The sequence below is a fragment of the Pseudomonas rhizoryzae genome (assembly GCF_005250615.1).
GTDB lineage: Bacteria > Pseudomonadota > Gammaproteobacteria > Pseudomonadales > Pseudomonadaceae > Chryseomonas > Chryseomonas rhizoryzae.
The window spans coordinates 19,776-37,329 of record NZ_SULM01000022.1; the positions used below are offsets into that span (position 1 = coordinate 19,776).

Here is a 17,554-nt window from a genome sequence, read left to right on the forward strand (position 1 = left end):
TCGTGACGACGGAAGGCGAGAACGTGGGCGCTAGTTTAGCCCGTCCCGGCCCCCGGGCGCATGAAGGTTTCATCCCAGGGCGGATGGCGCCATGATGGAATCGTGACCAGGAGAGACTCATGACCTTGCCCGCGTTGAAACCGCTGTTCGCCGCCCTCATCGCCGAAAGCTCGGTGAGCTGCACCCAGCCGGCGCTGGACCAGTCCAACGCTGGCGTCATCGCCCGCCTGGCCGACTGGTTCGGCACCCTGGGCTTCGCCTGCGAGACCCAGGCAGTGGCGCCTGGCAAGTTCAACCTCATCGCCACCCTGGGCAGTGGTCCCGGTGGCCTGGTGCTGGCCGGCCACACCGACACCGTGCCCTACGACGAAGCCCTCTGGCAGAGCGATCCACTGCGGCTGCGCGAGGCCGACGACCGCTGGTACGGCCTCGGCAGCTGCGACATGAAGGGCTTCTTCGCGCTGATCCTCGAAGCCGTGCGCGACCTGGACCGGCAGCAGCTGCGCCAGCCGCTGATCGTCCTGGCCACCTGCGACGAAGAGTCCTCCATGGACGGTGCCCGGGCTCTGGCCGAGGCCGGACGGCCGCTGGGGCGTGCCGCGGTGATCGGCGAGCCGACCGGGCTGCGGCCGATCCGCCTGCACAAGGGCATCCTCATGGAGCGCATCGACATCCTCGGCCAGAGCGGCCATTCCTCCGACCCGACCCTGGGTCACAGCGCCCTGGAAGCCATGCAGGCAGTGATGGGCGAATTGCTCGAGCTGCGCGCCCAGTGGCAGCGCGAGTACCGCAATCCGCTGTTCCTGGTGCCCCAGCCGACCCTCAACCTCGGCTGCATCCACGGTGGCGACAACCCCAACCGCATCTGCGGCCAGTGCGCCCTGGAATTCGACCTGCGCCCGCTGCCGGGTATGCAGCCTGAGGTCTTGCGCGCCGCCATTCGCGGTCGCCTGCTGCCGCTGGCCGAGCGCTTCGGGGTACAGATCGATTACCAGCCGCTGTTTCCCGCCGTGCCACCTTTCGAGCAGGTAGCCGAGGCGGAACTGGTGCGGCTGGCCGAACGCCTCACTGGCCACCAGGCCGATGCCGTGGCCTTCGCCACCGAGGCGCCCTACCTGCAGGCGGTCGCCCAGGAGGTGCTGGTGCTCGGTCCGGGCGACATCAGCTGTGCCCATCAGCCCGAGGAACACCTAGACCTGGCCCGGATCGCGCCGACCGTGAGCCTCCTGCAGCAACTGATCCGCCACTACTGCCTGGCGGAAGCGGTCGCCGTCTGATGAATAGACCCGGCCGCTTGGCGCGACTTTTTGTAAACTCTCTCGGGTCTACTGGTACCTGCCCATCCGCCCCGCTTCGAGGAACCCCCGTGCTGCGACGACGCTGAACACCCTGCCTGCCTTCGCTCACCTGCATGTCCATTCGCCAAGGGTTTCCGTCTCGATGCACGACTACGTCAACTGGCTCCGCCACGCTTCGCCCTACATCAATGCCCACCGCGACGCCACCTTCGTCGTCATGCTGCCTGGCGATGGCGTCGCCCATCCCAACTTCGGCAACATCGTCCACGACCTCGTCCTGCTGCATAGCCTCGGCGTGCGCCTGGTGCTGGTCCATGGCTCGCGTCCGCAGATCGAATCGCGCCTGGCCGCCCGCGGCATCGAGCCGCGCTTCTACAACGACCTGCGCATCACCGACGGCCCGACCCTGGAAGCCGTGATCGACGCGGTCGGCAGCCTGCGCAGCGCCATCGAGGCGCGGCTATCCATGGACATGGCCGCCTCGCCCATGCAGGGCTCGCGGCTGAGAGTCGCCAGCGGCAACCTGGTCACCGCGCGCCCGGTGGGGGTGCAGGACGGCGTCGACTTCCACCACACCGGCGAAGTCCGCCGCATCGACCGGCGCGGCATCGGCCGGCTGCTCGACGAACGCACCATCGTGCTGCTCTCGCCGCTGGGCTATTCCCCCACCGGTGAGACCTTCAACCTGGCTTGCGAAGACGTGGCCATGCGTGCCGCCATCGACCTGGGCGCCGACAAGCTGGTGCTTTACGGCGCCGAGCCGGGCCTCCTGGACGAACACGGCGCCCTGATCCGCGAGATCGGCCCGCAGCAGATCCCCACCCACCTGGCGCGCCTGGGCAGCTCCTACCAGGCCGAACTGCTCGACGCCGCCGCCCAGGCCACCCGTGGCGGCGTGCGGCGCTGCCACATCGTCGGCTACGCCGAAGACGGCGCCCTGCTCACCGAACTCTTCACCCGCGCTGGCAGCGGTACTCTGGTAGCCCAGGAGCCCTTTGAAACCCTGCGCGAGGCGACCATCGCCGACGTCGGCGGCCTGATGGAACTGATCCGTCCGCTGGAAGAGCAGGGCATCCTAGTGCGTCGCTCGCGCGAGGTGCTGGAGCGGGAGATCGAGCAATTCAGCATCGTCGAGCGCGAAGGCCTGATCATCGCCTGCGCGGCGCTCTATCCCATCGCCGATTCGGCGGCAGGCGAGCTGGCCTGCCTGGCGGTCAATCCCGACTACCGCCACGGTGGCCGTGGCGACGCCTTGCTGGCGCGCATCGAGCAGCGCGCCCGCGAGCGTGGCCTGAGCACCCTGTTCGTGCTCACCACCAAGACCGCCCACTGGTTCCGCGAACGCGGCTTCGAGCCCAGCGGCGTGGAACGCCTACCCGCGGCGCGGGCGTCACTGTACAACTACCAGCGTAATTCGAAGATCTTCGAGAAGAGCCTGTAGGGGCAACTGACGTAGGTTGGGCTGAGCGAGAGCGAAGCCCAACACCCGGCTGCCCCAGTTGATTATCTTGCTCTGCTGATACCTCTTGTTTCGCCCACCCGGGCGACTCACTTTTGCCAGTCGCGGCTACGCGCCCCGGACAAAAGTAACCAAAAACGCTTGCCCCGACCATCCGGCCCTACGCTGCGCTCCGGGTCCGCTCACGCCAGAGCCGTTCCGGGGTCGGTCCAGATGGGCCGTCCATGGCCCACTGGACCTCTCGCCGCATCCCTGCGGCTCGACCCCTCCACGACACTGGCGCTCGCCCTCCTGAACGGGGCGATTCGCCAGCCTGAAAGTTTCGGTTGAAGAACCCGTAGCCAGTAGCGTGGACAACGGCGAAGCCTTGTCCACTGATGGTTTAGGTGCCCGCCTGTGGAAAACGCTGTGCGGTTTTCCACGCTACGAACCGCTATAGGTTCTCCCTGAAAACACGACTCCCAGGCTGGCGCCCCGCCCCGTCAGTGAGGCCGAGTGCAGGCGTCGTGGAGGGGGATGCGAGGCAGGACGCCGAGCAAGGCGCGAGGGGCAGGATGCCCCTTCGTGCCGTGCCCCCGGAGCGGCGCCGGAACGAGGGGACCCGGAGCGCAGCGAAGGGCCGAAACGTGGGGTGTGCTTTCTTTTGCTTACTTTTCTTTGCACAAGCAAAGAAAAGTGAGTCGCCGACAAGGCGAAACAAGGGCCATCAGCAAAACACGATAATCAGCTAGGCCGCATTCACCTAAAGTGTAAATTTGAAGCCCCGCAACGTTGGGCTTCGACGATGAAGCCGTCTCAGCCCAACCTACCTGTCTACACCCCAATCGTCCCCAAAATACTCGCCTGATACGCCGCCACGAAGGTATCGAAATCCCCCTGGGGCGCCGCCTCGATCTCCGCCTGCTCTTCCAGCGACTGGCGTGCCATCTCGGCATAACCCTCCCGCTCGCCTTCGCTCAGCGGATGACTGGCGAAATAGGCCGCATGGGCCTCGCTCTGCCGCAGCCCGAATTCGGCAAAGCTCTCACCGCGTTCGCGCAGCTCCTGCAGCATCCGCGCCGAGGGTGTGAGGCGGACGTCGGCGAATTTTTGCTGTTGTGCCACGACCGCCTGGCGATGGGCATCGCCACCATGACCGGCATCCAGCACCTTGGCGCACTGTTCGATCTGGTCAAGCAATTCTGCCGCCCAGTCGATCATGGCCACCGAGGCGCCATGGCGTTGCAGGCGTAGACCCGGCTTGCGGCCTTCGCGCACCACGCTGGCGAAGTTGTCGGTGCATTCGCTGCACTCGCCATTGAGCGGTGGGCTACCTTCCAGGGCGCAATAGAGCAGGAAGGCATCGAGGAAGAGCGCGGTGGTGGTATCGATCCCCAGCGGCAGGAAGGGGTCGATGTCCAGGCAGCGCACCTCGATGTACTGCACGCCACGGGCCATCAGCGCCTGCACGGGGCGCTCGCCGCTGCGGGTGACCCGCTTCGGACGGATGGTGGCGTAGTACTCGTTCTCGATCTGCAGGATGTTGGTGTTGAGCTGCACCCACTCGCCGTCCTGGTGGGTGCCGATCTCCGCATAGGGCGGATAGGGCGTACCCACCGCGCGCCTTAGGCTTTCGGTGTAGGTGGTCAGGTCGTTGTAGTCCGGCGTCAGGCTGGCCTGGGCGTTGCTCTGGTAGCCCAGGTCGCTCATGCGCAGGCTGGTGGCATAGGGCAGGTACAGGGTCCGCTCGTCCAGGGTCTGCAACTGGTGCGGCCGGCCCCGTAGGAAGCCGATATCCAGCGCCGGCGAGGCGCCGAACAGGTACATCAGCAGCCAGCTGTAGCGGCGGAAGTTACGGATCAGGGCGATGTAGCGCGCCGACTGGTAGTCGCGGGCATCTCGGGCGTCACCTTCGGACTGGCGTAGCAACTCCCAGGCCGCTTCCGGCAGGGAGAAGTTGTAGTGGATGCCGGCGATGCACTGCATGGTGCGGCTGTAGCGCAGCGCCAGGCCGCGGCGATAGACGTGCTTGAGCCGGCCAATGTTGGAACTGCCGTAGTCGGCGATGGGGATCTGCTCCTCGGCCGGCAGGGCGCAGGGCATCGAACCGCTCCAGATCCGCTCGCCGTCGAGCTGGGCCACCGCGGCGCGGTGTACCCGGTCCAGCGCCTCCAGCACCTCGGGGGTATGGGTGCCGGTGGGGGTGATGAATTCCAGCAGCGCCTCGGAATAGTCCGTGGTGATCTGCGGATGGGTCAGAGCCGAGCCCAGTGCCCGCGGATGAGGACGTTGGGACAGGTCGCCCTGGGCGTCGATGCGCAGGGCCTCACGTTCGATGCCGTGCAGGCATTCGGCCAGAAGACGGGGATCAGCGCCGAGCAGCGCCAGGCGGCGGGACAGGATATCGCTCAAGTTGACTTCCTTTGGCGGTACTCGCCCCGGGCAGGGTAGAAGAAACCGACTGAAATAGGGGGCTCGGCCAGGGCCGATGCGGGGCGGCAGCAGTCACTGCCGCGGTCCGGGTTCAAGCCTCAGACCGCAACCCGCTCAGTTGGCTCCCAGCGTAGCTCAGGCGCCGGCAAAGGGCGATATGCGTCACCCTGCCAGCGCCTGGTCTAGCCGGTCACAGGCAGGCGAAGGTCGCCTGGGCCAGGGCGATCAGTTTGTCGCCCTGATGCACCTTGGCTTCCAACACATGGGTCTTGCGGCCCGGATGGATCACTCGGGCATGGCAGACCAATTCACCTTCGCTCACGCCACGCACGTAGTTGACCTTGCACTCCAGGGTCACGCTACCGGGCCGGCCGTCGAACAGGCTGTGGCTGGCCTGGCCCAGGGCGGTGTCGATCAGCGAAAAAAGGGCGCCACCGTGCAGCTTGCCGTGCAGATTGATGAGCTGGTCCTGCACGCTCATGCGCACCTCGGATTCGCCCTGCTCGGCCTTGTGGATGGTCATGCCCAGCAGACTGCTGAAGGCACTGTCCTTACCTACGGGAGAACCACTCATGTTCACTTCCTCAGTTGCTTGGCATTGGCGAACAGCGATGCCATGGCGTTATTGGCCGGCGCCGGTTGCGTCTGCCGCGGCGCGCCCTTGTCGGCGCGGGGTTTGCCGCTGCCAGTGCGGGCCTGGCCGCCGGGCTTGCCCTCGACCTTCTCGCCGGGAGTATCGCCCATGCGCATGGACAGCCCCACGCGATTACGCGGCACGTCCACTTCCATCACCTTGACCTTGACGATGTCCCCCGCCTTGACCACCTCGTAGGGGTCCTTGACGAACTTCTCCGACAGGGCGCTGATGTGCACCAGGCCGTCCTGGTGCACGCCGATGTCGACGAAGGCACCGAAGTTGGTGACGTTGGTGATGACGCCCTCGAGTACCATGCCGGGCTTGAGGTCGGAGAGCTTTTCCACGCCATCCTGGAACACCGCGGTCTTGAACTCCGGGCGCGGGTCGCGGCCGGGCTTGTCCAGTTCCTTGAGGATGTCGGTCACCGTCGGCAGGCCGAAGGTCTCGTCGGTGAATGTCTTCGGGTCCAGCCGCTTGAGGAAGCCCGAGTCGCCAATCAGCGAGCGGATGTCGCGGCCAGTGTCGGCGGCGATGCGTTGCACCAGCGGATAGGTCTCCGGGTGCACCGCCGAGGCGTCCAGCGGATTGGCGCCGCTCATGACGCGTAGGAAGCCCGCGGCCTGCTCGAAGGTCTTATCGCCCAGGCGCGGCACCTTCTTCAGGGCGTCACGGGTGGCGAAGGCGCCGTTGGCATCGCGGAACTGCACGATGTTCTGCGCCAGGGTGGCGTTCAGGCCGGAGATGCGCGCCAGCAGGGCGGCGGATGCGGTGTTCACGTCCACGCCCACGGCGTTCACGCAGTCTTCCACCACGGCGTCCAGGCTGCGCGCTAGCTTGAGCTGGGAGACGTCGTGCTGGTACTGGCCGACGCCGATGGACTTGGGCTCGATCTTCACCAGCTCGGCCAGCGGATCCTGCAGACGCCGGGCGATGGATACGGCGCCCCGCAGGGACACGTCCAGTTCGGGGAATTCCCGGGCGGCCAGTTCCGAGGCGGAGTACACCGAGGCGCCGGCCTCGCTGACCATCACCTTGGTCAGCCCCAGGCCGGGATACTTGCGGATCAGCTCGCCGGCCAGCTTGTCGGTCTCGCGGCTGGCGGTGCCGTTGCCGATGGCGATCAGGTCGACGCCGTGCTTGGTGCAGAGCACGCCGAGGGTGGCCAGGGTCTGGTCCCACTGGTTCTTCGGTGCGTGCGGGTAGACGGTGTCGGTGGCCAGCAGCTTGCCGGTGGCATCCACCACCGCCACCTTGCAGCCGGTGCGCAGACCCGGATCCAGCGCCAGGGTGGTGCGCGGGCCGGCCGGCGCGGCCAAGAGCAGGTCGTGCAGGTTGCGGGCGAACACCGCGATGGCCTCGTCCTCGGCCTTTTCGCGCAACTCACCGAGCAGGTCGGTTTCCAGGGAGGTGTAGAGCTTGACCTTCCAGGTCCAGCGTACCACCTCGGCCAGCCACTTGTCCGCGGCGCGGCCTGCGTTCTTCAGCCCGAAGTGCACGGCGATCAGCCCTTCGCAGGGGTGGGCAATACCGGGGCCTTCTTCGCCGAGCTTGAGCGCGGCGCTGAGGATGCCTTCGTTGCGCCCACGGAAGATCGCCAGGGCGCGGTGCGAGGGCACCGCCTTGAAGGGCTCGTCGTGCTCGAAGTAATCGCTGAACTTGGCGCCCTCGGTCTCCTTGCCGGGGATCAGGCGGGCGCTGAGGATGGCGTCCTGCTGCAGCACGCCACGCAGTCGCGCCAGCAGATCGGCGTCCTCGGCGAAACGCTCCATCAGGATGTACTTGGCGCCTTCCAGGGCGGCCTTGACGTCGGCTACGCCCTTGTCCGCGTCGACGTAGGCGGCTGCTTCGGTCTCCGGCGTCAGCGTCGGATCGCCCAGCAGCGCTTCGGCCAGCGGGCCGAGGCCGGCTTCCAGGGCGATCTGGCCCTTGGTGCGACGCTTCTGCTTGTAGGGCAGGTAGAGGTCTTCCAGGCGCGTCTTGGTGTCGGCCAGATTGATCTCGCGGGCCAGCTCGGGCGTCAGCTTGCCCTGTTCCTCAATGCTGGCCAGCACCGCCGCGCGGCGCTCTTCCAGCTCGCGCAGATAGCGCAGGCGCTCTTCGAGATGACGCAGCTGGGTGTCGTCCAGGCTGCCGGTGACTTCCTTGCGGTAACGGGCGATGAAGGGCACGGTGGACCCTTCGTCGAGCAGGGCCACGGCGGCGGCGACCTGTTGCGGGCGGGCGCCGAGCTCTTCGGCGATGCGGCTATTGATATCCATCGGGCTACCTGGCTTGCACGAGAAAAAGCGGGCGGCAGTATACCCGAGCCCGTCGGGCCGCCGCTTCCTGCGCCGCCACCGTCGCCCGTCGCCGGGCAAAATCTGCTAACAATGGCCCAACGCCGCGGTCGAATGGCCTACGGCATAATCCAGTGCTAGATCACAAGGAGACGTTATGAGCACCACCGCTGCCCCAGAAGGTGAAAAGATCCTGGTCGTCGACGACGACGCCCGGCTGCGCCGCCTTTTGGAGCGCTTTCTGGCCGAACAGGGTTATCGCGTCCGCACCGTCGAAAGCGCCGAGCAGATGGACCGCCTGCTGGCCCGCGAAGTCTTCAATTTGGTCGTCCTCGATCTGATGATGCCCGGCGAAGACGGCCTCTCCGCCTGTGGTCGCCTGCGTGAAAGCGGCAATCGCATTCCCATCATCATGCTGACCGCCAAGGGCGACGAAGGCAGCCGGATTCAGGGCCTCGACCAGGGCGCCGACGACTACCTGGCCAAGCCGTTCAATCCACTGGAGCTGGTGGCCCGCATCAAGGCCGTGTTGCGCCGCCAGGCCCCCGTGGTGCCCGGTGCCCCCGCCGGTACCGACGATGTGGTGACCTTCGGCGATTACGCCCTGCACCTGGCCACCCGCGAGCTCAAGCGTGGCGAAGAGACCCATATGCTCACCACCGGCGAATTCGCTGTGCTCAAGGCGCTGGTCGATCACGCCCGCGAACCGCTGACCCGCGACAAGCTGATGAACCTGGCCCGTGGCCGCGAGTGGGATGCCCTGGAGCGCTCCATCGACGTCCAGATATCCCGCCTGCGGCGGATGATCGAACCCGATCCGTCCAAGCCGCGCTATATCCAGACCGTCTGGGGCGTGGGCTACGTCTTCGTGCCGGACGGCGCCGGCAAATAGGGCGGGCAGCCGGGGCATTGCGCCCCGGCTGGGCAGAGGCTTAAGCGAATAGCCCCTGATGCACGCCCACCAGCAGGAAGATCCCCAGCAGCGCGCGATAGATGATGAAGGGCCAGGTCGAGAAGCGTTCGAGAAAACGCATCAGGCCCCAGATCGCAGCGAAGGCCGACAGGCTCGCCACCACCAGTCCCACCAGCAACAGCGACCAGGCCTGCGTCGGGATGTGCGCATGCCAGAGCACCACCAACTCCTTCAGTCCCGCCAGGGCAATGGCCGGCAGACCCAGCAGGAAGGAAAAGCGCGCGGCTTCCTCGCGACGCAGGTTGAGGAACATGGCCGCGGTCAGCGTCGAGCCGGAGCGGGACACGCCCGGGATCAAGGCGCCGACCTGGGCAATCCCCACGATCAAGGCATCGCGCAGACGCATCTGCGAGATGTCCCTGTTGTGCCGGCAGATGCGCTCCGCTAGGGCCAACAACACCGCCATGCCCAGGCAGGCATAGCCGATGACGCTGAGGCCGCGTAGCGGCGAGTCGCAGGCGTTGAGCAGAGGGGCCAGCAGTAAGCCGGCGACACAGATGGGAATGGTCGCCAGCACGATCATCACGGCCAAGAGAAAGTCCGGGCTGTCGAAGTCACGCTGGCGCACTGCGGCGAGGCTGCCGCGGGTCACCCCGCTGACATCCCGCCAGAAATAGCTGATCACCGCGGCCAGGGCCGCCATCTGCATGGCCGCGGAAAAGGCCGAGCCGGGATCGCGCCAGCCGAGCAGGGCGGGCACCACCCGCATGTGCGCTGTCGACGATATGGGTAGCAGCTCGGTGATACCCTGCACCACGCCGAGAAAGGCGATCTGGGCGTAGCTGAGCGAGGCGAAGCCGATGTCCAGGCCGGTCTGGCAGATGTCGGACACGAGAGAAACTCCAGGTTGAAGGGAAAGAATGGACGAACAAATGTATCCGAATGTTTCTCTGTTTGGTTGTCTATCTGGACCGCGCATCGCCAGAGGTTGTGATGGCTTTCGCGCCGTTTCGCCAAGGAATTTTGCTCGATGAAGGCGCCCAGCTGGTTTCCCCAGAGTTTCTTCGCCCGCTCGCTGTGGATGGTCCTGCTCGCGGTGCTCTTCTCCAAGGCGCTGACCCTGGTCTATCTGCTGCTCAACGAAGATGTCCTGGTCGACCGCCAGTACAGCCACGGTGCGGCCCTGACGCTCAAGGCCTACTGGGCAACTCCGGAAGCCGAGCGGCCACGTATCGCCCAGGCCGCGGGGCTGCGTTACGAGTCGCCGGAAACCGTACCGGCAGGGGAGTACCACTGGCCCTACAGCGAGATTTTCGAGCGCCAGATGAAGCAGGAGCTGGGCGAAAACACCGAGGTACGGGTGCGCGTCCAGCACGGCCCGGCCATGTGGGTGCTGGCGCCGAGCCTGGGCCCGGATTGGATCAAGATCCCGCTCATGGCCCATCCGCTGCGCGGCCAGCATATCTGGAGCGTACTCGGCTGGTTCTTCGGTATCGGCGTATTGTCCACCGGCGCTGCCTGGGTCTTCGTCCGGCAACTCAACCAGCCGCTACGCCGTCTGGTGCTCGCCGCGCGCGAACTGGGCAAGGGTCGCAGCGTCCGCCTGCCCGAGACCGATGCGCCCAGTGAGATCCAGGACGTCTACCACGCCTTCAACCAGATGGCCGAAGACGTCGAGCAGGCCGGGCGCGAGCGCGAACTCATGCTCGCCGGCGTCTCCCACGACCTGCGCACGCCGCTGACCCGACTGCGCCTGGCGGTGGAGCTGATGCCGCCCGCCGAGCGCGAAGAAGCCGAGGACATGATCCGCGACATCGAGGACATGAACGCCATCCTCGACCAATTCCTCGCCTTCGTTCGTGACGGCCGAGACGAGCCCCAGGAGCTGACCAACATCAACGAATTGGCCCGCCAGGTGGTCGCGCCCTACAACCAGGAGACCGAGCGGGTCAGACTCAATCTGGATGTCCTGCCACCGCTGCCGGTACGCCGCATCTCCTTCAAGCGCTTGCTGACCAACCTGGTGGAGAACGCCCTGCGCCATGGCGGCGGTGGCGGTATCGAAGTGGTAGGCCAGGTGGCGGGGTCCGCCACTGCACCCTATGTCGCCCTGAGCGTGATGGATCGCGGTCCCGGCATCGATCCCAAGGATCTGCAGGAAATCTTCAATCCCTTCACCCGCGGCAATCGCGCCCGCACCGTCAGCGGTTCGGGTCTGGGGCTGGCCATCGTCAAGCGCATTGCCGCGCAGCACGGCGGCAGCGCCGAACTGCGCAATCGCGAAGGGGGAGGGGTGGAAGCCCGGGTGCTGCTGCCCCTGGGGCTGCTGCTCCCCCGCAGCGCCAGCTGACGCCGGATGCTGCTTGCACTCTGTAGGAGCGGCCCATGGCCGCGATAGTGGGACCTAGCTGAGCAACTCCAGCATCGGTCTCATATGCGATTTATCAGAAGGTAGGTTGGGCGAGCCACCAGCGCAGCCCGACCAAACAAGCTAGAGCCTCAACCCTTGCCCTTGGTCCGCGTCAGCCCCGGCTCGGCGTTCTTTTCCAGGTACTCGATGATGATCCCGGCCACGTCCTTGCCGGTGGTCTGCTCGATACCCTCCAGACCGGGCGAGGAATTCACCTCCATCACCAGCGGCCCGTGATTGGATCTCAGGATATCCACCCCGGCCACGCTCAGGCCCATGGCCCGGGCGGCGCGCAAGGCGGTCATGCGTTCTTCGGGGGTAATCTTGATCAGACTCGCCGTTCCACCCCGGTGCAGGTTCGAGCGAAACTCGCCCGGCGCCGCCTGGCGCTTCATCGCCGCGATCACCTTGTCGCCCACCACGAAGCAGCGAATGTCCGCGCCGCCCGCCTCACGGATGTACTCCTGCACCATGATGTTCTGCTTGAGTCCCATGAAGGCTTCGATCACCGACTCGGCGGCCTTTTCGGTCTCGCACAGCACCACCCCGATGCCCTGGGTGCCCTCCAGCACCTTGATCACCAGCGGCGCGCCATTGACCATTTGAATCAGGTCCGGCACATCGTCCGGCGAATGGGCGAAGCCGGTCACCGGCAGGCCGATGCCCTTGCGCGAAAGCAGTTGCAGCGAGCGCAGCTTGTCCCGCGAGCGGCTGATGGCCACGCTTTCGTTAAGCGGGAAGACCCCCTGCATCTCGAATTGGCGCAGCACCGCGCAACCGTAGAAGGTTACCGAAGCGCCAATACGCGGGATGACCGCATCGAAGCCCTCCAGGGGTTTGCCGCGATAGTGGATCTGGGGTTTGTGGCTGGCGATGTTCATGTACGCGCGCAAGGTGTCGACCACCACCACCTCGTGACCGCGGTTGACGCCGGCCTCGACCAGGCGCCGGGTGGAGTACAGATTGGGATTACGCGAGAGAACGGCGATTTTCATGGGGCACCGGAGGCCGGAGTAAGGGACAACAGGGGTTTGGCTTGCGCATAGGAGACGGCGGGATTCACCAACAAGCCACCTTCGATCAGCGCCTTGGATCCGAGCAGCATGCGATAGCGCATGCTCTTGCGGCAGGCCAGAGTGAACTCCACCGGCCACTGCCGCTCGCCCAGGGCCAGCAGGGTACGGATGACATAGCGGGTCTGGGCGATGCCGTTGGAGCTACGAATGGTCTTTTTCGCTACGAGCGGCGCTTCGCAATGGCGGTGTCGCGACTGGACCAGGGTGCCCAGGTGCACGGTGAATCTCACCCAACGCTCCTTGCCGCGCATGAACGGCTGAACTTCCGTCGCATGCAGGGCCGAGGTGGCGGCTCCGGTGTCGATCTTGGCTCTGAGGCCTACCACGCCAAGATCTGGCAGCGCCACCCATTCACTCAGTCCGATGATGGCCAGTTCGGCAGAATTGCTCATCGCTGCTCCTTGAAATCAGTGCCCTCCGCCTAAATGTTGCGGATCAATGAGCTGTTTGAAGGCCGGTTTGGCGAAGAGATAGCCTTGCATCAGATCGATGCCGAGGTCGCGCAGGCAGTCGCGCTCCGCGATGGTTTCCACGCCTTCGGCCACCACCTGGGTACCCAGTTCGTTGCACATGGTGATGACGTTACGCACGATGGTGCGGCGAATGCGATCCTGATCGATGGCGCGGATCAACGCCATATCTAGCTTGACCAGATCCGGCTGGAAGTCGGCCAGTAGCGTCAGGCCGGAATGACCGGCGCCGAAGTCGTCGATGGCGGTCTTGAAACCGAATTGCTGATACTCGCGCAGGATGTGCGTCAGGTGGTTGCTGGCGACATGCTCCGTCTCCACCGTCTCGAAGATCAGCCGCTCCAGCGGAAAGGCATGTTCACGAGCGGCGGCCAGGGTGCTGCGAATGCAGAGTTCCGGGCGATAGACGGCATTGGGTAGGAAATTGATCGACAGGCTCTCCTGCAGGCCCAGGGTTGCCGCGGTGGCAATCGCCTTGGTGCGGCAGAGCTGGTCGAAGCGATACCTGTTGCTGTCGGTCACTTGATTGAGTACCGAGAGCGCACCTTCGCCGTTCGGTCCGCGCACCAGGGCTTCGCGGGCGAAGACGTCGCCTTTGCCCAGGTCCACGATCGGCTGGTAGGCGAAGTCGAACTCGAATCCCAGGGGCTCCGATTGCTGGCAACCCGCACAGCGGGTCTGGCCGGTCAGATCGGCAGGAAAGAATGTGGTCATGGCTCTCCGGGGGCGCGCTTGCAGCGTGGGTCCGATGGTTTAGAGTTCAAAGAAGAGTCTAAGACCCAGCAGGGGACTTTTTATTCGATGCATGCAGTAGATCACACTGAAGAACGGATGCGCCTTGATAAATGGCTATGGGCCGCGCGTTTTTTCAAGACCCGTGCGCTGGCCAAGGCGGCGCTCGAGGGGGGCAAGGTTCAATGTCGTGGCGAGCGCTGCAAGCCCAGCAAGGAGCCGCGCATAGGGGATATTCTCACCATCCGCCAGGGCTATGACGAAAAGACCGTAGTGATCATCGCCCTGTCCCAGGATCGTCGGGGAGCCCCCGAGGCTCAGCAGCTCTATGCGGAAACGCCAGAAAGCATCAAGGCGCGCGAGCAAGCGACGGCGGAACGCAAGGCCGGCAACCTTGGCCTGCAAACCGACGGCCGTCCGACCAAGAAACAACGCCGCCAGATTCACCAATTTCGCGAGTACGTCCATCCGTTCGACGACTGAGTCGAGCGCCGCTCGCTGGATCCTTTCGAAGGCCCGCTCCTCCGTCTTGCCCTGGGCCACCCGGGCAAGGCCTGCGTCCTTCCCTCTTTATATAGGTAGTTCATGACTTCCCACGATTTCACCCAGCGTTTCCTGTTCGACGAAACCGACGTCCGCGGCGAACTGGCCACCTTGGATCGCAGCTACGCCGAGGTGCTGGCCAAGCATCCCTATCCCGAGCCGGTCGCCCAATTGCTGGGCGAGATGCTGGCGGCAGCGGCGCTGTTGTGCGGCACTCTCAAGTTCGAAGGGCTGCTCGTGCTCCAGGCGCGCTCCAGCGGTCCCATCCCGTTACTGATGGTCGAATGCTCCAGTGAGCGCGAGGTGCGCGGCATCGCCCGTTACGAAGAGGAGGCGATCAGCGCCTCCGCGTCCCTTGGCGAACTCATGCCGGACGGTGTGCTGGCCTTGACCATAGATCCGCGTCACGGCCAGCGCTACCAGGGGATCGTACCTCTTGAAGGCGCCAACCTCGCCGAATGCCTGTCTGGCTATTTCGCCACCTCCGAACAACTGCCCACCCGCTTCTGGCTGAACGCCGATGGCCGTCGGGCGCGTGGTCTGCTGCTCCAGCAGCTTCCGCCAGCGCGCATCAAGGATGCCCAGGCGCGCCAGGACAGCTGGGAGCATGTGGTTACCCTGGCCGATACCCTGACCGCGGAAGAATTGCTGGGGCTGGACAACGAAGTGATCCTGCATCGGCTGTTTCATGAGGAAACCGTGCGCCTGTTTGACGAGCAGGGCGTGGCATTCAACTGCAGCTGCTCGCGTGATCGCGCCGCCAATGCCTTGGTCAGCATGGGCCGCCCGGAGGTCGAGACCCTGCTCGACGAACAGCAGGGCAAAATTCGGGTCGATTGTCAGTTTTGCAATGAACAGCAGGTGTTCGACGCCGCCGATATCGCGCAGATTTTTGCGGGCGGCGGCACGCAAACGCCGGGAAATACCCGCCACTAACCGTTGCAATTGCCCAAAGGCTTTCTGGCATAATCCCGCAACGTGTAGTTCTGCCGTGTAAGAACTACAAGCATGAGGAACGGCCCAGGGCCATGGGGAACGAAATGACGAAAGCCAACGTGTATACCGATATCAGCGTCGCTCAGCTAGTGGAAGAATCCCTGCGGCGCGGCGAGGGAGAGCTGGCCGACAACGGCTCGCTGGTCGTCAGGACCGGGCATCGCACGGGGCGTTCGCCGGTTGATCGCTTTATCGTCGAAGAGGCCTCCACGCGCGCTGCCATCCATTGGGGGCCGATCAACCGGCCTTTTCCGGAGGAGAAGTTCGCTCCGCTGTGGGAACGCGTCAGTGCTTACCTGGACGAGCGCGATCAATTCGTTTCCCATGTGCATGTAGGTGCCGATGTCGAGCACTACCTGCCCGTCATCATGCGTACCGAAACGGCCTGGCATAACCTGTTCGGTCGCTGCCTGTTCATCAATCCGGCTGAATACAATCCCCAGTCCAAGCCGGCCTGGGAGATCATCAACGCCCCGCATTTCGTCTGCGAGCCCGAGCGTGACGGCACCAATTCCGACGGTACCGTCATCATCAACTTCGCGGCACGCAAGGTGCTGATCGCCGGCATGCGCTACGCGGGCGAAATGAAGAAAGCCATGTTTTCCGTGCAGAACTTCCTGCTGCCGGAAAAGGACGTGCTGCCGATGCATTGCGCTGCCAACGTGGGCGAAGAAGGGGATGTCACCCTGTTCTTCGGTCTGTCCGGCACCGGCAAGACCACCCTGTCCGCCGACCAGAGCCGCTACCTCATCGGTGACGACGAGCACGGCTGGGGCGTGGGTACCGTCTTCAATATGGAAGGCGGCTGCTACGCCAAGTGCATCGACCTGTCCGAGAAGAACGAACCGGTCATCTGGAAGGCCATCCAGTTCGGCGCCGTCCTGGAGAACGTGGTCCTCGATCCGCAGACCCGTCAGCCGAACTACGCCGACGACAGCCTGACCCAGAACAGCCGTGCCGCCTATCCGCGCGAGCTGATCGACAAGCGTGCCGAGCACAACCTGGGTGGCGAGCCCAATGCCGTCATCTTCCTGACCTGCGACCTCACGGGCGTGCTGCCTCCCGTCTCCATCCTTAATAATGAGCAGGCGGCCTACCACTTCCTGTCCGGTTATACCGCCCTGGTCGGTTCGACCGAGATGGGCTCGGGTCCCGGCATCAAGTCCACCTTCTCCACCTGCTTCGGTGCGCCCTTCTTCCCGCGTCCCGCGGCTGAATACGCCGATCTGCTGATCAAGCGTATCCAGGGCTTCGGCTCCAAGGTCTATCTGGTCAATACCGGCTGGACCGGTGGCGGCTACGGCGTAGGCAAGCGCTTCAACATCCCGACCACCCGTGCGGTGATCGCTGCCATCCAGAGCGGTGCGCTCATAGGGGCCGAAACCCGTCACGTGCCGGTGATCAACCTCGACGTTCCGGTCGCCGTGCCTGGCGTGGACAGCGTCCTGCTCAATCCCCGTGATACCTGGCAGGACGGCGAGGCCTACGATGCGGCTGCGCGTGAGCTGGCCGGCAAGTTCGTCGAGAACTTCAAGAAGTTCTCCGGTATCTCCGAGGCCATCCGGGCGGCTGGTCCCCAGTTGTAACAAGGGGTTCGCCTGTAAACAAAGGCCGCCTTCAAGGCGGCCTTTGTTTTTTAAGCTTTTTTTGCATTTGGGGGTTGCATGCTTGGGCGTCGTTGCATAAACTGCGCCCGCTTTCGCTGATAACGCCAAGGTGCGAAGCGAAAGCACTGATTGTTAAGGAGATTTTAAAAAGATCCTTGACAAGGGGAGGGCAGATGAAGAAAATGCCGCCTCACTTTGGAGGGGTTCCCGAGTGGCCAAAGGGATCAGACTGTAAATCTGACGTCGCAGACTTCGAAGGTTCGAATCCTTCCCCCTCCACCAGATTGCTAGAGCGTTAAGGCTCTGCGGGTATAGTTCAGTGGTAGAACCTCAGCCTTCCAAGCTGATGATGCGGGTTCGATTCCCGCTACCCGCTCCAGTTTGACTGGCAAATGTTTCGCTCATGTAGCTCAGTTGGTAGAGCACACCCTTGGTAAGGGTGAGGTCAGCGGTTCAAATCCGCTCATGAGCTCCATCTTAAAAGGCAGATATGAAAATATCTGCCTTTGTTTTAATGGCGGCATTGCTTTGCTCAATTCGTGAAGGGAGAGAGTGTCGATGGCTAAAGAAAAGTTTGAACGTAACAAACCGCACCTGAACGTGGGCACCATCGGTCACGTTGACCATGGCAAGACCACTCTGACCGCAGCGCTGACCAAAGTCTGTGCCGACACCTGGGGCGGTTCCGCTCGTGGTTTCGACCAGATCGACAACGCGCCGGAAGA

The 17,554-nt window shown here is 64.4% G+C and carries 15 protein-coding genes and 3 tRNA genes; 11 read left to right on the top strand and 7 right to left on the bottom strand.

Annotated features, from left to right (window positions below):
* Positions 1-119: 119 nt before the first annotated feature.
* A complete protein-coding gene (argE, locus tag FAZ11_RS23585) occupies positions 120-1,277 on the top strand; it encodes an acetylornithine deacetylase (RefSeq protein ID WP_058772825.1) in 1,158 nt (385 codons plus the stop codon).
* A gap of 163 nt (positions 1,278-1,440) precedes the next feature.
* A complete protein-coding gene (gene argA / locus FAZ11_RS23590) occupies positions 1,441-2,739 on the top strand; it encodes an amino-acid N-acetyltransferase (protein WP_058761519.1) in 1,299 nt (432 codons plus the stop codon).
* Between the two features lie 831 nt (positions 2,740-3,570).
* Here argA and gshA read toward each other — a convergent pair.
* From gshA to FAZ11_RS23605, 3 genes are all read right to left on the bottom strand, one after another.
* The gene (gshA, locus tag FAZ11_RS23595) at positions 3,571-5,148 is read right to left on the bottom strand and encodes a glutamate--cysteine ligase (protein ID WP_058772826.1); all 1,578 of its coding nucleotides are present in this window, start codon (positions 5,146-5,148) and stop codon (positions 3,571-3,573) included.
* Between the two features lie 211 nt (positions 5,149-5,359).
* On the bottom strand, positions 5,360-5,743 hold the full coding sequence (locus FAZ11_RS23600; RefSeq protein WP_058761521.1) for a PaaI family thioesterase: 384 nt from the start codon (positions 5,741-5,743) through the stop codon (positions 5,360-5,362).
* A 2-nt stretch (positions 5,744-5,745) separates the two neighbouring features.
* A complete protein-coding gene (locus FAZ11_RS23605) occupies positions 5,746-8,064 on the bottom strand; it encodes a Tex family protein (protein WP_058772827.1) in 2,319 nt (772 codons plus the stop codon).
* A 175-nt stretch (positions 8,065-8,239) separates the two neighbouring features.
* Between FAZ11_RS23605 and ompR the strand changes: the two genes are divergently transcribed.
* Entirely contained in the window at positions 8,240-8,974 is a 735-nt protein-coding gene (gene ompR, locus FAZ11_RS23610) for an osmolarity response regulator transcription factor OmpR (protein ID WP_058761523.1), read from the top strand.
* Between the two features lie 40 nt (positions 8,975-9,014).
* Here ompR and FAZ11_RS23615 read toward each other — a convergent pair whose 3' ends face one another.
* On the bottom strand, positions 9,015-9,887 hold the full coding sequence (locus FAZ11_RS23615; protein WP_058772828.1) for an undecaprenyl-diphosphate phosphatase: 873 nt from the start codon (positions 9,885-9,887) through the stop codon (positions 9,015-9,017).
* A 138-nt stretch (positions 9,888-10,025) separates the two neighbouring features.
* Here FAZ11_RS23615 and FAZ11_RS23620 point away from each other — a divergent pair, with 138 nt between their 5' ends.
* A complete protein-coding gene (locus tag FAZ11_RS23620) occupies positions 10,026-11,345 on the top strand; it encodes a HAMP domain-containing histidine kinase (RefSeq protein WP_058772829.1) in 1,320 nt (439 codons plus the stop codon).
* Between the two features lie 149 nt (positions 11,346-11,494).
* Here FAZ11_RS23620 and rimK read toward each other — a convergent pair whose 3' ends face one another.
* Genes rimK through rimA form a run of 3 tightly spaced genes read right to left on the bottom strand, consistent with a single transcriptional unit; the run spans position 11,495 to position 13,665 of the window.
* Entirely contained in the window at positions 11,495-12,400 is a 906-nt protein-coding gene (gene rimK / locus FAZ11_RS23625) for a 30S ribosomal protein S6--L-glutamate ligase (RefSeq protein WP_058761526.1), read from the bottom strand.
* Positions 12,397-12,873, bottom strand: a complete 477-nt coding sequence (gene rimB / locus FAZ11_RS23630; RefSeq protein ID WP_058761527.1) for a retropepsin-like aspartic endopeptidase RimB — start codon at positions 12,871-12,873, stop codon at positions 12,397-12,399. The genes rimK and rimB overlap by 4 nt, the downstream gene beginning before the upstream one ends.
* 15 nt (positions 12,874-12,888) lie before the next feature.
* Positions 12,889-13,665, bottom strand: coding sequence for a S6 modification regulatory phosphodiesterase RimA (rimA, locus tag FAZ11_RS23635; protein ID WP_058761528.1), 777 nt, complete (start codon positions 13,663-13,665; stop codon positions 12,889-12,891).
* 87 nt (positions 13,666-13,752) lie between these two features.
* On the opposite strand from rimA, the gene FAZ11_RS23640 reads away from it, so the two are divergent.
* The 7 genes from FAZ11_RS23640 to FAZ11_RS23670 form a co-directional block, all read left to right on the top strand.
* Positions 13,753-14,166 carry an RNA-binding S4 domain-containing protein gene (locus tag FAZ11_RS23640; protein WP_240043642.1) on the top strand — a complete coding sequence of 138 codons (414 nt, stop codon included), beginning with the start codon at positions 13,753-13,755 and terminating at the stop codon, positions 14,164-14,166.
* Between the two features lie 102 nt (positions 14,167-14,268).
* On the top strand, positions 14,269-15,162 hold the full coding sequence (hslO, locus tag FAZ11_RS23645) for an Hsp33 family molecular chaperone HslO (RefSeq protein WP_058772831.1): 894 nt from the start codon (positions 14,269-14,271) through the stop codon (positions 15,160-15,162).
* Between the two features lie 104 nt (positions 15,163-15,266).
* On the top strand, positions 15,267-16,808 hold the full coding sequence (locus tag FAZ11_RS23650) for a phosphoenolpyruvate carboxykinase (RefSeq protein WP_058772832.1): 1,542 nt from the start codon (positions 15,267-15,269) through the stop codon (positions 16,806-16,808).
* 218 nt (positions 16,809-17,026) lie between these two features.
* Positions 17,027-17,111, top strand: a tRNA-Tyr gene (locus tag FAZ11_RS23655).
* Positions 17,112-17,134: 23 nt separating this feature from the next.
* Positions 17,135-17,208 (top strand) — tRNA-Gly (locus FAZ11_RS23660).
* A gap of 20 nt (positions 17,209-17,228) precedes the next feature.
* Positions 17,229-17,304: transfer RNA gene (locus FAZ11_RS23665), tRNA-Thr, on the top strand.
* A gap of 83 nt (positions 17,305-17,387) precedes the next feature.
* On the top strand, positions 17,388-17,554 hold a 167-nt coding region (locus tag FAZ11_RS23670), incomplete at its 3' end, for a GTP-binding protein (protein ID WP_241667494.1).

Excerpts from the sequence above, each read along its gene's own strand:
- FAZ11_RS23620 (WP_058772829.1), top strand. The coding sequence starts at position 10,026 with ATGAAGGCGCCCAGCTGGTTTCCCCAGAGTTTCTTCGCCCGCTCGCTG.
- FAZ11_RS23600 (WP_058761521.1), bottom strand. The coding sequence starts at position 5,743 with ATGAGTGGTTCTCCCGTAGGTAAGGACAGTGCCTTCAGCAGTCTGCTG.
- argE (WP_058772825.1), top strand. The coding sequence starts at position 120 with ATGACCTTGCCCGCGTTGAAACCGCTGTTCGCCGCCCTCATCGCCGAA.
- FAZ11_RS23605 (WP_058772827.1), bottom strand. The coding sequence starts at position 8,064 with ATGGATATCAATAGCCGCATCGCCGAAGAGCTCGGCGCCCGCCCGCAA.
- FAZ11_RS23640 (WP_240043642.1), top strand. The coding sequence starts at position 13,753 with ATGCATGCAGTAGATCACACTGAAGAACGGATGCGCCTTGATAAATGG.
- argA (WP_058761519.1), top strand. The coding sequence starts at position 1,441 with ATGCACGACTACGTCAACTGGCTCCGCCACGCTTCGCCCTACATCAAT.
- rimB (WP_058761527.1), bottom strand. The coding sequence starts at position 12,873 with ATGAGCAATTCTGCCGAACTGGCCATCATCGGACTGAGTGAATGGGTG.
- FAZ11_RS23650 (WP_058772832.1), top strand. The coding sequence starts at position 15,267 with ATGACGAAAGCCAACGTGTATACCGATATCAGCGTCGCTCAGCTAGTG.
- hslO (WP_058772831.1), top strand. The coding sequence starts at position 14,269 with ATGACTTCCCACGATTTCACCCAGCGTTTCCTGTTCGACGAAACCGAC.
- ompR (WP_058761523.1), top strand. The coding sequence starts at position 8,240 with ATGAGCACCACCGCTGCCCCAGAAGGTGAAAAGATCCTGGTCGTCGAC.
- rimA (WP_058761528.1), bottom strand. The coding sequence starts at position 13,665 with ATGACCACATTCTTTCCTGCCGATCTGACCGGCCAGACCCGCTGTGCG.
- rimK (WP_058761526.1), bottom strand. The coding sequence starts at position 12,400 with ATGAAAATCGCCGTTCTCTCGCGTAATCCCAATCTGTACTCCACCCGG.